The 14,977-nt window shown below is 58.5% G+C and carries 10 protein-coding genes; 9 read left to right on the top strand and 1 reads right to left on the bottom strand.

What is annotated here, in order from left to right; all coding sequences use genetic code 11:
* Positions 1-20: 20 nt before the first annotated feature.
* On the bottom strand, positions 21-212 hold the full coding sequence (locus DW233_RS10195; RefSeq protein WP_147357154.1) for a hypothetical protein: 192 nt from the start codon (positions 210-212) through the stop codon (positions 21-23).
* Positions 213-426: 214 nt separating this feature from the next.
* Here DW233_RS10195 and DW233_RS09340 point away from each other — a divergent pair, with 214 nt between their 5' ends.
* The 9 genes from DW233_RS09340 to DW233_RS09300 all read left to right on the top strand — a co-directional run bounded on the left by DW233_RS09340 (position 427) and on the right by DW233_RS09300 (position 14,359).
* Positions 427-2,283, top strand: coding sequence for an ABC transporter ATP-binding protein (locus DW233_RS09340; protein ID WP_118267918.1), 1,857 nt, complete (start codon positions 427-429; stop codon positions 2,281-2,283).
* The gene (locus tag DW233_RS09335) at positions 2,284-4,143 is read left to right on the top strand and encodes an ABC transporter ATP-binding protein (RefSeq protein ID WP_118267917.1); all 1,860 of its coding nucleotides are present in this window, start codon (positions 2,284-2,286) and stop codon (positions 4,141-4,143) included.
* A gap of 121 nt (positions 4,144-4,264) precedes the next feature.
* Positions 4,265-4,816 (top strand): flavodoxin family protein BilS, encoded by a 552-nt coding sequence (gene bilS / locus DW233_RS09330; protein WP_118267915.1) that lies wholly within the window; start codon positions 4,265-4,267, stop codon positions 4,814-4,816.
* 684 nt (positions 4,817-5,500) lie between these two features.
* Positions 5,501-6,058: a signal peptidase I gene (locus tag DW233_RS09325; RefSeq protein ID WP_370448061.1), complete on the top strand. Its 558-nt coding sequence runs from the start codon at positions 5,501-5,503 to the stop codon at positions 6,056-6,058.
* 70 nt (positions 6,059-6,128) lie between these two features.
* Positions 6,129-6,887 carry a SipW-dependent-type signal peptide-containing protein gene (locus tag DW233_RS09320; protein ID WP_118267911.1) on the top strand — a complete coding sequence of 253 codons (759 nt, stop codon included), beginning with the start codon at positions 6,129-6,131 and terminating at the stop codon, positions 6,885-6,887.
* An 89-nt stretch (positions 6,888-6,976) separates the two neighbouring features.
* Positions 6,977-7,624: a hypothetical protein gene (locus DW233_RS09315; RefSeq protein ID WP_118267909.1), complete on the top strand. Its 648-nt coding sequence runs from the start codon at positions 6,977-6,979 to the stop codon at positions 7,622-7,624.
* A gap of 3 nt (positions 7,625-7,627) precedes the next feature.
* Positions 7,628-13,087 (top strand): hypothetical protein, encoded by a 5,460-nt coding sequence (locus tag DW233_RS09310; RefSeq protein ID WP_118267907.1) that lies wholly within the window; start codon positions 7,628-7,630, stop codon positions 13,085-13,087.
* 1 nt (position 13,088) lies between these two features.
* Entirely contained in the window at positions 13,089-13,658 is a 570-nt protein-coding gene (locus tag DW233_RS09305) for a hypothetical protein (RefSeq protein WP_118267906.1), read from the top strand.
* Positions 13,659-13,660: 2 nt separating this feature from the next.
* Entirely contained in the window at positions 13,661-14,359 is a 699-nt protein-coding gene (locus DW233_RS09300) for a hypothetical protein (RefSeq protein WP_118267904.1), read from the top strand.
* The last annotated feature ends 618 nt before the right edge of the window (positions 14,360-14,977 follow it).

Genomic DNA, 14,977 nt, shown 5'->3' with positions numbered 1-14,977 from the left:
TCGACGAACAGCCGATCGTGTCAACCTTGGTCTAACAGAGCCTTTTCTTTTGCGGCGGCCGCATCTTCCGACTGCAAGGCAACTGCACCGGTGGGGGAACTGGTTTCTGCCGCAATCGCCGTTACGGGGGGGGCGATTCCCGCGACAAGTGCCGCGGAAAGGGCGATGCTCATAGTTGCTCGTCTTGCTCTTCTTGCGAGAATGTCGTTCATCTCGGCACCTCATTTCAAGGGTTGGCGACTCGGCTGGTAGCACTACTGTAAGTATACCAAGCGATTGGCACGCCGCTGACCGGGCGCGCGCGACCTCTCCGCTTCTTTGGAAACCGAACCCCATTAGAAATGACGAGTTGTTTACGCTTCTTTTGGGCTCACCGTACTATCATGATTCGAATTGAGTGTGAATGATGATAGGGAGCGCCTTTTTATGATTGAGCTGCTCAGGCGTTTTGGTGGCAAGTTTCGCCGATATATGGTGATTGGCCCTGTGTGCAAGTTGATCGAAGTGATCTTTGACCTGCTTACGCCGCTGGTCATCGCGCAGATGATCGACCGCGGCATTGGCGCGCACGATGTGAACGCCGTTATCCACTACGGCATGGTACTTGGCGCCATGGCTGTGATCGGCATCTCGTTTACGCTCGTCTGCCAAAAGATGGCGGCGCTCACCTCGCAGGGCATGGGCACCGATATCCGTGGTGCGCTCTACCAGCACATCAACAAACTGAGCTATGCCGAGCTCGATCGCTTCGGCACGCCGTCGCTCATCACCCGCATCACCAACGACGTTAACCAGGTGCAGCTCGCTGTGGCGCTGGGCGTACGCATGCTCATCCGCTGGCCCTTCTTGGCGGTGGGCTCCATGGTCGCGGCCCTTGCCATCGACCTTAAGCTCGGCATGATCTTTTTGATTTGCACGCCCGCCATCGGCTTGGTGTTTTGGTTTGTCATGGCGCGCTGCATCCCGTACTACAAGCAGCTGCAGGCAAAGCTCGACCGCATCGCGCTTATCTGCCGCGAGGGCCTTTCGGGTGCCCGCGTGGTTCGCGCCTTTGTGCGCGAGGACCATGAGCGCGAGCGCTTTGCCCAAGCCGCCGATGACCAGGCCAATACTGCCATCGCGGTGGGTAAGCTCTCGTCGATTCTCAACCCCGTCACGTTTCTCGTGATGAACCTGGGCGTGTGCGCCATCCTGTGGGTGGGCGGCATCCAGGTCAACGTGGGCGAGCTTACGCAGGGTCAGGTCATGGCGTTCGTCAACTACATGACGCAGACCCTGACCTCCATCGTGTACGTTGCCAACCTAGTCGTGGTCTTTACCAAGGCGAGCGCCAGCGCGTCGCGTATCAACGAGGTGCTCAATTGCGTGCCGAGCATCACCGACGAGGGCAACGAGCCGGTCGCACTGCCCGAGCCGAGCGAGCTGACAAGTGGTGCCACTCCCATTTCCGCGCTGAGCTTGAGCCATGCGAGTTTTTCGTTTGGCGCAGGCGCCGCCAACGCCGTCAATGACGTGACCCTGGAGCTGCCGTTGGGCAAAACGCTCGGCATCATCGGCGGCACGGGTAGCGGCAAGTCCACGCTCGTCTCGCTTATCCCGCGCCTGTACGATGCGAGCACCGGCAGCGTGAGCGTGATGGGCGCCGACGTGCGCACCTGGCCGCTCGACCAGCTGCGCCACGTGGTCGCGACCGTCCCGCAGCGAGCGTCGCTGGTGAGCGGCACCATCCGCAGCAACCTGACCTGGCGTGACGAGGCTGCGACCGACGAGGATCTCTGGGCGGCGCTCGACATGGCGCAGGCCAGCGAGTTCGTGCGCAACAAGCCGCAGGGGCTCGATGCCCCGGTCGAGGCGGGCGGTAAGAACTTCAGCGGTGGCCAACGCCAGCGCTTGACCATCGCGCGCGCTCTGGTGGGCTCGCCGCAAATCCTGATTATGGATGACTCCGCCTCGGCGCTCGACTTTAAGACTGATGCGGCGCTTCGCCGTGCCATTCGCGAGCGCAGCATGCGCGGTGCCGCCGAGGGCGGGCTGCCGCTGACGACCGTCATCGTGAGCCAGCGCGTTTCGACCGTGCGCGACGCCGACATGATCTGCGTGCTCGACCACGGTTCGGTCGCGGGCCTGGGCACGCACGATGAGCTGTACGCGACCTGCCAGCTCTATCGCGAGATTTGCCAGTCGCAGCTGCGCCGCGAAGAGCTCGAGGGCCAGCAAGGGAGCGCGTTGCCCGCGTCCGCCCAGACCGCCCCTGCATCTGTTTGCGCAAAGGAGGGCTGCTAAATGAATCCGTACACTTCTTCCGGTTCGGTCGCCACGATGACGGCCAATGTGTCCGGTAACGATAACCTCAACGACCTGGGCGACGGTCCGCGCCAGCCCGGCGACCCTGAGCGCTATCCCGTGGGCGCGGTGACCCGCCGCCTGATGGGTTACGTCCGTCCGCACCGTATTTCGTTTACGGCGTCGTTTGTGAGCGCTGCCATCTCGGTGATCTTGCAGCTCTATACGCCCATCCTCATTGGCGAGGGCATCGACCTCATCGTTGCCGCCGGGCAGGTGGACTTTGACGCGCTGCTGCCGCTCGTCACCAAGCTCGCGATTGTCGTGGTGGGTGCTGCGGCCTTTCAGTGGCTGCAGGGCTACTGCGTCAACCGTCTGTCCTACGAGACGGTGCGCGACATGCGCGTGGAGGCGAGCGACAAGCTCAGCCGCATGCCGCTCGGCTTTGTCGACAGCCATGCCCACGGCGACCTTATGAGCCGCGTGGTCAACGACGTCGATCAGGTGGGCGACGGTCTGCTGCAGGGCTTTACCCAGCTCTTTACCGGCGTCATCACCATCGTGGGCACGCTTGCGTTTATGCTCTCCATTAACCTGACCATGACACTCGTGGTGGTGCTCGTCACGCCGCTTTCCATCTTTGCAGCTGGCGCCATCGCCAAGCTCTCCAACAAAAGCTTTACGGCTCAGCAGCGTATTCAAGGGCAGCTCGGCGGTCATATCGAGGAGTATGTGGGTGAGCAAAAGCTGGTGGACGCCTTCGCCTACGGCCCGCACGCTCAGCAGCGCTTCGATGCCCTTAACGCCGAGCTCTATACAGCAGGTGAACGCGCGCAGTTTATGGGTTCGCTCTCCAACCCCGGCACGCGCTTTATCAATAACATCATCTATGCCGTGGTCGCTGTGATCGGCTGCGTGGGCGTGATCACGGGCGTGCCAGCGGCGCTTACGGTGGGCGGCGTGCAGATTTTCCTGTCCTATGCCAACCAGTACACCAAGCCGTTCAACGAGGTCACCAACGTCATCACGCAGATCCAGACCGCGTACGCCTCGGCGCGCCGCATGTTTGCGCTGCTCGATGCCCGCGAGCAAGAGCCCGATGCGCCAGATGCCGTGGAACTTGCCGCCCCGCAGGGCGAGGTCGCCTTTGAGCATGTGGACTTTAGCTACGTGCCCGACCGCAGGCTGCTGCAGGACATCTGCATCGAGGCTAAGCCCGGCATGCGCTTTGCCCTGGTCGGTCCTACGGGCTGTGGCAAGACGACGCTCATCAATCTGCTGCTGCGCTTTTACGATATCGATGCTGGGTGCATCGCGGTCGATGGTCGCTCCTCGCGTGACTACACGCGCTCGAGCCTGCGCCGCGCCTTTGGCATGGTGCTGCAGGACACTTGGCTGTTCGAGGGCACGGTGGCGGACAACATCGCTTACGGTTGCCCAGATGCCACGCGCGAGCAGGTTATCGAGGCGGCCAAGCGCGCGCATGCGCATAAGTTTATCGTGCAGCTGCCAGGCGGCTACGATACGGTCATCGGTGAGGACGGCGGCACGTTTAGCCAAGGCCAAAAGCAGCTGTTGTGCATCGCGCGCGTCATGCTCACCGATCCGGCGATTCTGCTGCTGGACGAGGCCACCTCGAGCATCGATACCCGTACCGAGCTGCAGGTGCAGGCGGCATTTGACGAGCTCATGGCCGGTCGCACGAGCTTTGTGGTGGCGCACCGCCTGTCGACGATTCGCAACGCCGACTGCATCCTGGTAATGCGCGATGGCGAGATTATCGAGCGCGGCACGCATGACGAGCTGCTAGCGGCAGGCGGCTTCTATGCCGAGCTTTATCGTAGCCAGTTTGCCCAGTAGGGCCCAGTAGGGGCTGCCGATTAGCGGCAGATGGTTTACATCTGCGTCGATAGTACTAAGATATGCTTTTAATAAATTGCATTAGTGGCTTTAGTTTTGGGGGAAACGAGGCAACGTGACTATGACGTGCTCTTTGGTGGTTAACAGCAAGAGCGGTAATACCAGGATGGTATCGGGCGCGATCAAGCGCGCTCTGCAGGCTGCGGGTGTTGAGTTTGTCCATGCCGCGGCGTTGAGCGACGATGCGGATGCAGATCAGGTTGCGCTCGAGGCGCAGGGCGCCTGCGCGGCTGACACGGTGCTCGTCGGTTTTTGGTGCGACAAGGGCGCGTGCACGCCTTCGGTCGCGGCGTTGCTTTCCGCCTTGCACGGCAAGCGCGTCTTCCTGTTTGGCACCTGCGGTTTTGGCGCCAGCGAGGAGTACTTTAGGCAGATTATCGACCGCGTATCGTCTAACTTGGCTAATGATGCCGAGCTTGCGGGCTGGGCGATGTGCCAGGGCAAGATGGGCCCCGCGGTCAAGCAGCGCTACGAGGCCATGCTCGAGCGAGATCCCGAAAACGCCCGATTTAAGATGCTGCTCGACAACTGGGTTGCCGCGAAGGATCACCCCACCAAGGAGGATCTGGATAACATGGCCGCAGCCGCAAAGAAGGCCGTGCTGGGCGAGTAGCTTCGCCGTTCGCGGTCCTTCGTGCAAAACAATACAAATGTGAAAGCCTCGAAGTTCTCGAGGCTTTTTTCGTGACACGAGGGCGCCCCTTTATTGATGGAAGGCCTAATAAGCTGATTGTTCTGTGCCCGGATGTGTGCGGAGTGGGATGGGATTTCCGGATGGGTGGGGTTGCGGAAGCTGCGTCCCGGAATTTGTGATCGGAGTGGGATGTGGTTTCCCAACGGGGCCACAAGCGGAAGTCGCATCCCACTCCGGACGGGAATTCTGGGACATGGCTTCCAGAGGGCTGTGGGCTGCAAACTACATGAGGCTGTCATAAAGCTACAAAAAGAGGGTTAAAAATAAATGGCACTTCCAGCAATTTGTTTTAATGTGGGGGGGGGTACCATTATTTTAGTTCCGCAAAAAATCGAACCTTCTATGGGGAAGTTGCGTAGGGGGTTAGTTATAAGTATTGGATAAAACAGACTAATTTGGGGATAAATGACCACTTACGCCAAAATAAGTAGCATTTAGCGATAAAACATTGAAAAATGTGTAGCACATCGCTATGTTTTTATTACGAAAAGATTCCAAATTGGCTTATTTCGGACTCACTTTTCAAGCGCCTTGCGGTTCCTGTTGAAACTTGCTGACCTTTGGATGGGTCGAATAGGTCCTCAAGGGGGATGAATTATCACTTTGACGGCGCGTAGACTCAAACGATTTATTGCACTTTTGAGTAGCTTGGCGTTCGCGCTTGTCATAGCCCTTGCCGTTGTTTCTTTTGTGCCTCGCGCATTTGGATACACGCCCTTTGCTGTGCTTTCGGGCTCTATGGAACCCGAGCTTCCCGTTGGCTCCATGGTGTTTGTCCGCCAGGTTGAGCCAACGGATATTGCCGTGGGCGACAATGCAACCTTTTACCGATCGGACGGCGCCGTGGTGACGCACCAGGTGTACGAGATCGACCCTGCCGCGCAGATGATCGGCACGCAGGGAATTGCGAACAAAAATGCAGACGGAAGCATCATGCACGATGCCGAGCAGACGCCTTTTTCGAGTGTTATCGGCACTGTTTCTTTTTGTGTCCCTTACCTGGGCTTCGTCAACGCATATTGCACGACGATGCCTGGTTTGCTTGTTGTGGTTGCCGTTCTGGCGCTGCTGATCACGGCGTCGATAGTGCTCGATCGGATGGTTCCCGACGAGCCTGCGGGCAAGCATGCCCGCGTGCATGCGAGGGAGCGGCGTTCATAGCGGCAGGGAAAAGCGTCGGCGGCGGTAGGGGCCGTTGCCGGGGAAGACGATTCTCGAAAGGAAGAGAACGATGGAAAACAAGAAGAAAAAGCGCTACGGCATCATTGCCGCCCTGCTGCTGTTGGTACTGGCTGCCGGTGTGGGTACCTATGCATGGCTGACGGCGCAGGAGCACATTGACAACGTGTTCACGGTGGGTAGCTTTGGCCACCCGGAAAACAAGCCTGATCCGACCGATCCCGAGAAACCGGACCCCGATAATCCGAACACTGAAAAGGCCTACCTGTTCGAGACCCAGTGGGTTGCCAACTCCAAGATGGTTCCTGGCGCCACTGTGGCCAAGAACCCCAATGTCGGCATCAAGGCTGGCTCTGATGATGCATACGTATTCATTTACGTAAAGAATGCCATCGTCAAGCCTGGCACCAGCCTTGAAAAGACCCCGTACTTTACGCTCAAAAATACGAATTGGAAGCCCGTTGAGGGTCAAGTCAAGACCAACCAATCTGACAACTCTGGCAACCAGTACGTGAGCGGTCTGTTTATGTACTCCAAGAACTCTGCCGCAGAGAACCTGCCTGCAAAGCTCGAAGCCAACAAAGCAGCGCAGGACGTTTATACCGATGAGCTTTTCACTGCCGTGACGATTCCCTCTGCCATGAACAACACCGATGTTGTCGAGACTACTACTGACCCGAAACAGGCTCCCACGATGACGGTCTCTGCCTACATCTTTGGCGCGGGCCAGAATGGCACCGAGCAGGGTGAAAATGCTGACGCGCAGAATGCCCTTAAGCAGGCCAAGGAATGGGCTAAGACTCAGGCTTAATCCCCCTCCACCGAGATCCCGGCCCGCTCCCCATCCCCATTTTCGGGCCGGGATCTCGATCCCCTTTTTATCGACGACTGGCGAACGTAATGCTCAACAATCTTTCCGACAATCAGAAACGCACCTTGGCGCTTGCCGCGATGGCGCTGTTGGCCCTGGCGTGCCTGTGCGGCACGCTGGCTTTTACCGTTGATATGGTTCCGGCGAACAACGTCCTATCGTTTGGCAGCGTGAAGGTACGAGTCTGCGAATACACCCTCAACGTGCAGGGCGAGGAGATTCCGTTTGATCCCAACGAGCACGGTGACTATCCCGACACCAAGGCCGGGGGTTCTGACATCAGCCGCATTGTGCGCGTGGAGAACGTCGGCGCGCAGCCTGAGTACGTTCGCGCGCGTCTGCGCATGACGTCGGTGGCGCCCGACGGTTCGAGCGCGGATGCTTCGGGCAGCGTTGCGTTTCATGTGAACGCGGGCGAGGGGTCCCCGTGGATCGATGGCGGCGATGGGTGGTACTACTACCGCGGATTGGCCGGGCGTGGCGGCACGCTCGACCCCGGTGCCATGACGGAAAGCCTCATGGACTCGCTGCGCTTTGTGGGCGACTACCACGATGCCGCGCGCGGCGGCTCATTCAGGCTCGATATCGATGTTCAGGCCGTGCAGGCCAAAAACCAGCAGGCAAGCGATACCGTCCTCGACGTGCTTGACGTCGCGGGCTGGCCGGAGGCGAACTAGCCTATGAAGATCAAGAACATGAACCGGGGCGTGCTTAGCAGGCTAGTTGCCGTCGCGGCGATTGCCCTTTGCTGCGTTATGGCGCTGCCAACGGTGGTGCATGCCGAGGACGTGCCCGAGAACACAAACGAATACCACATCAAAAACGCGAACGACTTTTTGGTGTACGTGGCGCTTTCGCGTGAGCGCGATACGTCCGGCTGGCGCGTTTATCTCGATAACGATATCGTGCTTAATGATGACGACATGAAGACCATTGTCTCGCACACCGTTAAGCATCTGTCGTTTGGCAACAAGGAGCATCCGTTTAAGGGCGTGTTCGATGGTCAAAACCACACCGTTGAGGGCCTGAGCTACGATAAAGACGCTTTTGACCCCGAGCGCGATACGGGATTTTTTGCCGAGACCAACGGTGCCACCATCAAAAACTTCCTGGTCAAGGACGCCAACGTGTGGGCGGACTTCCGCGGTGGCATTATCGTGGGCAAGGCCGTCAAAACGCGCTTCGAAAACGTTATGGTCATGGAGAGCACGCTGCACGTGACCTGCGCCAACAATGCTCTCAACCTCATTACCAACGCAGGCTTTGAGGGCGGTCTCATCGCCGGCGAGCTCGACGGCTGCACCCTCTACAACTGCGAGGTCCGTGGCGGCCGTGCCGTCAACAATACGACCTCGGGCGTGCAGGCGCTCGGCGGTGAGGGTCTGTATATGGCGGCGTTTGCCGGCTATGTTACAAATTCGACGATTGAGTACTGCCGCGTTACACCTACGCGCAAGAAGGACGGCTCGATTGCCGCGAATGGCATGACCGACGTCACCAATAAGTACGACGTGGCTGTTGGCGCTCTGGGCGGCAACAACGTGTATGCCTCGGGTTTTGTGGGCTGCATGGCGGGTAACGCCAAGATTATCGACTGCTTCTCGACGGCGCAGTGCTACAGCTATGCCGCGTCGTACGTGGGCGTTGTCTCCGTGACGCGCGCATGGACGGGTGGCCTGGCGGGTCGTATTCTGACGGCCGAGGGCAACGAGCTCGTTCGCAGCCATTTTGCGGGTGACTTGAGCTCGCGTCAGTACAATCCCATCGCCGTGATCCCCATCATCCAAAACGACGTGAACCTGGGCGGTATTGCTGCGCGCGCCAACAAGGGCGACGCCACGGTCACCGAGTGCTACTTTAAGCCGAGCGTGAGCCTAAACGGCAGCAGCCAGGGTACCGCGGCTAAGAAGAAGATCCCCTCTTTTGGCGGCGACGGTACCACCAAGGGCGACGGCTATGGCCCGTGGGACGACGAGCGCTATACCACGCGTGAGCTATGGGAAGAGCACGACTACGACTTCTGTGCCGGCACCATGCGCTCGACTGCCAATAACGATTATCTGGGCGGCGACCATGCAAACGAATGGGCGATGGATTACAAGCTGAATATCCCCGTGCATGGCCAAAGCGTTAAGGCGACGATCGATTTTCCCGGTGCGGGTACCGCGACTATTACGGCAACCAAACTCGGTATTGATCAGGCGACCTCGGATCCGTATGCCTTTGCCGTGAGCGCCGTGCTGGCGGGAACGGCTCAGGGCTTGGCCCAGGGCGATACATCGGTAACGTTTAAGCAGGATACCTCCGCAAAGCCTGATGGCCTGACCAAGGAGAACGGCGGCTACCGTTTTATGGGCTGGTTCCGCGAGCCCGGGGTTAAAGTGAACCGCATCGATCATGACAACAGCTGGTTTAACGGCAAGACCGATGCCGATGCTGTGGCTGCCGGCAAGCAGGTCCAGAAGAGCGAGGCACACGAGCATACGTCGACCTATACCGCCGATAATGCCAAGGGGGTCGACGGTTTTAAGGGCAACGACCTGTTTATCGCTTCGTACGAGGCGCAGGTGCTGTTCTATAACGTTAAGGGCGAGACGCTTGATTGTAAGAGTGGCGCCGCGCACGACAAGTCGACGGATTGGTATCGCTATGGTGTCGGTTTAAAGCCGGCTGCCCCTGCGGACCGCGGTACTCTGTCTGCCAGTGCCACCTTTATCGGCTGGACGACGCAGCCGAGTGACGAGGCTGGGATGAACGGCGGCTATGCGGCCATTACCTCGACCCAGCTCGCCGAGCTTAAAAACGCAAACGCGTTCTATCCCGCCGATGTGGCGATCACTGTTGTCGGCCCGACCGACTTTTATCCGGTATACAGCGACTACGTTTCGAACATCATGACGGTGTTCGAGGGTCATGAGCAGGATGAGCTTGACGATAAGACCCAGCGTGTCGACGTGGGCAACACCCATGTCGATGTCCATACCGCCGAGGATGGGACCAGCGTCTATACGGTGCAGGTGCGCGGCGTGGACAACAAGCCCCTTTCCGAGGGCGGCGCACTTCCTGCTGGCTACCGCTTTCTGGGCTGGTACGAAAGCAAACAGGCCGCCGACGGGCCCGAGGTCGAGGTGCGCGTAAGCCGCGATCCCAGCTACAAGCTTCCCGCCAGCGTCGATCTGGCCGTTCCGCATACCTATACCGCACGCTTTGAGTATCGCGTGGATTATTACGTCAAGTCGATGACGAACGAAGCCTATAAGGAATCCAGACTCCTCTGCTCTGTGTGGAGCGGGTACCAAACCTCGTTTAACGAGCAGGTCGGATCGAGCTACGTGCGAGAGAATATCGTGCACTGGGGTCCCGAGCACGTCTATCACGGACTGAAGGAAAACTATAAGGACGAATGCAATGAGGGGCGCTTTGGGACAGAGACACTCATCGTGGCGCCTTTGAAGGCGTATTCGCATACGGTCAAAAACGATACAGGTGCGGATACCCGGAAAAACGTCATTGCCGATACGGATTTCCCGGGTTCGGGCACGCTGGATGACGAGTGGGTCGCAGGAGCGCTGAAGTTTTACTTTAGGCCGGCGAGCGAGCGATACCATTTAAATTTCTGGACCCTCGAGCGCCAAGGCGGATACTGGACCTGCGTGGGCAACCCCGTTCAGAGCGAGATTGGCATCGATTCGGAGTATTACATGCGCGCCATGGTGACGACATGCGTCAGCTTTTATGGCAAGGACGATGTCTCGGTTAAGAGCGTCACGCGACGTTATGAGGCTCCGTTGCTGCTGGGCTCCGATAGCACCTACACCTATAAATATCCGTTTATCCATACCAATCAGACGGTAAACGACAAGCCCGAGGGCGGAAAGAAGGGCGACATCAATCCCAATCTGACACTCGAAGCCTCTCCGACCGATGCCGAGATGGCTGTGCCTGGTTATAAGTTCCTGGGCTGGATTTCGACCGCCGAGGTCCAGAAGGATTCTGCCGTCTGGAAATATATCTATGACGTTACTGGCGACCCCTATGTGACGAGTGACCCGGAGAAAGCGACGCCATACTTGGCGACCGACGCGTCCAAGGTTACCCAGTGGCAGGATGCCTATCCCGTATACGTAAAGTATAACGTTAACTACACCACCAACCTGCACCGCAAGGGCTTTGATGGAACGCCGGGCATCAATGTTCCGCGATTCGACATTACGCCCAAACTTGATCCCCAGCAGAACGGTGACGTGGTGGCTACGGTGAGCCCCGACATTACGACGACGGTGTATGCCGACGGTACTGGTGGCGCCTATCAGCTTAAGAAGCTCGAGATCGAGCTTCCCGACGGAACGGTAAAGAAGCTCGATCCGACGGGCGAAGGCGGCAATACCTATTCCTATACCGTGGAGCCGGGTAAACCCTATACGTTTGTGGCCTACTACACGCCCATTGCGGTGGTGTATCACCTGAACGACACCGATATCGATGGCAAGCTCGCGCAGGAGGGCAATACGCTCGGCAGCCTTAAGGATGGCATGCCGCTGCCGACGTATAACGTTGGCGACATCGATGATGCAACGAACGCATACAATGCCTTCGTAGGCTGGACGGAAACTAAACCGGCATCCGGCAACTGTTATGTCGTTTGGTCGGACGGCCTTCCCATGGTGAATACAAACACTGTGGTTAACGCCCCCATGGAGCTGTACCCGGTCTACCGTGCCAGCGCGGTAATTGTCCAATCGAATATCGATGCCAATCTGGATAACCCCGATTCCGTGCGTTCTCTTTCGCGCACCGACTCTGGCGATCAAATTTCGCTGGAAGTAAGAGCTACAGCTGAGGTTGTCGGCATTGGCGGCACCAAGTACGACTTTGTCGGCTGGTCGCGCGACTATGAACCCGATGGCAAATACACCCTGTTGACCGAAGACGATAAGTATCCCCTCGAGGGTAGTGAACCCTTTAAGGGCGCGACGTATACCGCGGTGTACAAGGTCACGCCGTATAAGGTGCGCTATCACAGCGTCGACGGGGCGGTCATCTTTACGGCGACGGTCGACTCGGGCGACGAGCGCGCGCAGGACGGTAAGCCTGGCTTTGTCTACACGGTCGATGTTCCCAAAATGGACGAGAGCGGCAACCCTGTGATGGAGCAAAAATCCGTGGCGTACGACCCGGACGCCCACTCCAAGATCGTCGCGCTGCTCGATGAACAGGCTGCTGCCAATGGCGATAAGCGCGAGCTCTTCTTGGAGTGGCGATATGTGGGTGCCGATGGCACTGCAAAGTCTTGGGATGAGTTCAAGGGCGAGCCAGTCAAGGGTGACATGGACCTGTATCCTGTGACGTATCGCGTGGTTGCCAACGATACGTCTGATCCCGCGAGCCCCGTAACTATGACCGCGCAGCTTAAGTGGCTGCTCGATCCCGCCGCGGCCAACACCGTCGGTGACAGTGCCGACAATGCGCCGTTTAAGGTCTGCTTTGCCAAGCCGTTTATGGGGACGCAACTGACTGTTACGGTAACGCAGGCAAGCTACGGCCCTGGTGCAGGGGGCGTTTCTGCGGCGGAAAAGCCTGTGAACGGCAAGTTTGTCTCGCTCTACAGTCTGGGTTCGGGTGGCGGCTCGTTCGACCTGGTCAACCGCCTGGAGTCCAAGAAGACAGGCGAAGGCGAGCAAGGTCCCGGTAATGCCGTGTTCAAATTTACCCAGAATCATGCGCTGACGATCGTTAAAAAGACTACCGACGCCAGCGCAATGGGGCAAACGTTCCGCTTTAAGGTAACGCGAAAGGCGTCGGAGGGTTCTCCTGCCGAGACGCGCATGGTCGAGGTGAAAGTTAGCGAGCAGCGCGACGAAAACGGTGAGGTCTGGTATGTCGGCAGCGTGCAATTTGCTGCTCCGGCGGGCACCTATACCGTCGAGGAAGACACGGCTTGGGCATGGCGCTACGAGGGTGAACTGAGTACGCCGGGCAAGGCGCCCGGCAAATCTGCCGAGCTCATCATCTCGTCTGCCTCGAGTGCGGGCGACACCGTGGTGACGTGCGTCAACACGCGCGCGAATGACAAATGGGTCGATGGTGGCTCGCGTGCCAAGAATGTTTGGAAAAACGGCACGCTGAAGAAGGAGGACTAGGATGACTAAGCGCAAGCAAATCGTCGCCCTCCTTGTTGGCGTTCTCCTGTTGGCTGGCGCTGCCGGTACCTTTGCGTGGCTTTCGGTTACGGGCGTGCTGGCCAACGAGTTTGGTTTTGGTTCGGTGGCGCCCTCGGTAGATGAGAAGCTCGATGGCAATGTGAAGAGCAACGTCATGATTACAAACAACGGCTCGGCCCCGGCATACCTGCGTGTTGCGGTGGATATCTACTGGCAGGACCAGAATGGCGCGCGCCTGTGGGATGAACCAGTTGCCGGCACCGACTACGTCATTGCGTGGGGCAGTGTGTCCAAGGCATCTGCTTCTAACACCGCCTCGTCTTGGGTTGTCGCGTCCGACGGGTACTACTACTGGACGTCTCCCGTTGCTCCGATGGGCAAAACCGATGTGCTCATCAAGAGCGTGACTGAGCAGAAGGCAGATGGGAAGAACCTGGTCGTTGACATTTCGACCCAGGCAATTCAATCCACGCCCGGCGATGCAGCTGCAGAGGCATGGGGCTGTGCAGTCAAGGATGGCGTGCTGGTGCCGCCGCATGGAGGTGCGTAAGTATGGCCTCTCCGATTCGTAAAGACGTTGCGTGTTTCTTGCATTGCGTGATGGCGGCAATCGTCTGCCTTATCGCGCTCGCCGTTCCTGCACGTGCGTTTGCTGACACTCCCACGATTGCTTATAACGGAAATGCACGCCAGCTAACGGTATCGGGAGCGACGGACTCCTCGGGGGAGCCCGATCTGTTTCCGGCCTTTAAAGATTTGATGCCCGGCGATGTGCGCAATCAGCAGATTGAGGTTCGCGCCACGGGCGTAAAGTCCCAGGTGTGCGTGTTTGTGCGTGCCGTCGTCGATCACGAGACGGCATATATGTTGTCGCCCATCACCTTAACGGCGTCGGCGGGCGATGCGTCTGCCGGTTGGCTCCAGACGGGAACGCCGGGCAGCGTGTTCGCCTATCCCACGCAGGTCGCAACGTTTACGAGCGATGGCAGCACGGTGCTCAATTTGCAACTAAGTGTCCCGACGTCGGTAGGCAACGAGCTTGCCGACGCAAACAAGGCAATTCGCTGGGAGATTACCGCCGAGGACGATGGCGAGAAGATTCCCGTGCGGCCTGCTGGCAGCAAAGGGGCCGGCGTGCTTGGTTTGGCGGCAACCGGCGACAGCACGCTCACGTTGCTTTTGATGTTGCTGACACTTGCAATCATCGCTTTTATTGCTGCGCTGCTTTTGTCCCGGAGGAATAAGCGCTAGGTCCATCTTCTAAACGCAACGCCCTCCCGGGCGGCGGGCACGAAGTTCCCTGCTCTACAGTCCTGCGCAAGACGAAGGCCACATTAAGTTGCCTTCTTTGCGTGCGGAACTCGCGATAAACTTCGTGCCCGCCGTCCGGGAGGGCGCCCCTTTATTGATGGAAGGCCTAATAAGCGGATATTCCATGCCCGGATGTATTCAGAGCGGGATGGGCTTTCCGGATGGGCGGGGTCTCGGAAAGCTCATCCCGGAATTCGCCTTTGGAATGGGATGCACTTTCCGATTGAGGGACTCAGCGGAAAATGCATCCCAGTATTCGGCTGAGAAATGGGACACGGTTTCCGGTTGAAGCCTTGGCGGAAAATGTGACCCGGAATTTGTGATCGGAATGGGATGCGGTTTCCCAACGGGGCCACAAGCGGAAACCGCATCCCATTCCGGACGTGAATTCCGGGACAAGCTTTCCGCGATGCGCATGCCAGGCCACGCTTCTGCTACGAGGCGAGCGCAGCTTCTCATCAGCCCACTCAACTCGCAACGGGTGAGGGGCGGCGGCAGGCGGAGGCGCGGGAAAGGTCTGTCGCGAGTTCCGCACGCAAAGGGGGCCACTTAATGTGG

Origin of the sequence: Collinsella sp. AM20-15AC, assembly GCF_003471405.1 — a bacterium.
Classification (GTDB): Bacteria; Actinomycetota; Coriobacteriia; order Coriobacteriales; family Coriobacteriaceae; genus Collinsella.
The sequence above is the reverse complement of the archived record's forward strand: the minus strand, read 5'-3'. Positions and strand labels throughout refer to the sequence as shown.

Bases quoted from the DNA above. Each gene is read 5' to 3' on its own strand.
- DW233_RS10195 (WP_147357154.1), bottom strand. From the start codon at position 212: ATGAACGACATTCTCGCAAGAAGAGCAAGACGAGCAACTATGAGCATC.
- DW233_RS09340 (WP_118267918.1), top strand. From the start codon at position 427: ATGATTGAGCTGCTCAGGCGTTTTGGTGGCAAGTTTCGCCGATATATG.
- DW233_RS09335 (WP_118267917.1), top strand. From the start codon at position 2,284: ATGAATCCGTACACTTCTTCCGGTTCGGTCGCCACGATGACGGCCAAT.
- bilS (WP_118267915.1), top strand. From the start codon at position 4,265: ATGACGTGCTCTTTGGTGGTTAACAGCAAGAGCGGTAATACCAGGATG.
- DW233_RS09320 (WP_118267911.1), top strand. From the start codon at position 6,129: ATGGAAAACAAGAAGAAAAAGCGCTACGGCATCATTGCCGCCCTGCTG.
- DW233_RS09315 (WP_118267909.1), top strand. From the start codon at position 6,977: ATGCTCAACAATCTTTCCGACAATCAGAAACGCACCTTGGCGCTTGCC.
- DW233_RS09310 (WP_118267907.1), top strand. From the start codon at position 7,628: ATGAAGATCAAGAACATGAACCGGGGCGTGCTTAGCAGGCTAGTTGCC.
- DW233_RS09305 (WP_118267906.1), top strand. From the start codon at position 13,089: ATGACTAAGCGCAAGCAAATCGTCGCCCTCCTTGTTGGCGTTCTCCTG.
- DW233_RS09300 (WP_118267904.1), top strand. From the start codon at position 13,661: ATGGCCTCTCCGATTCGTAAAGACGTTGCGTGTTTCTTGCATTGCGTG.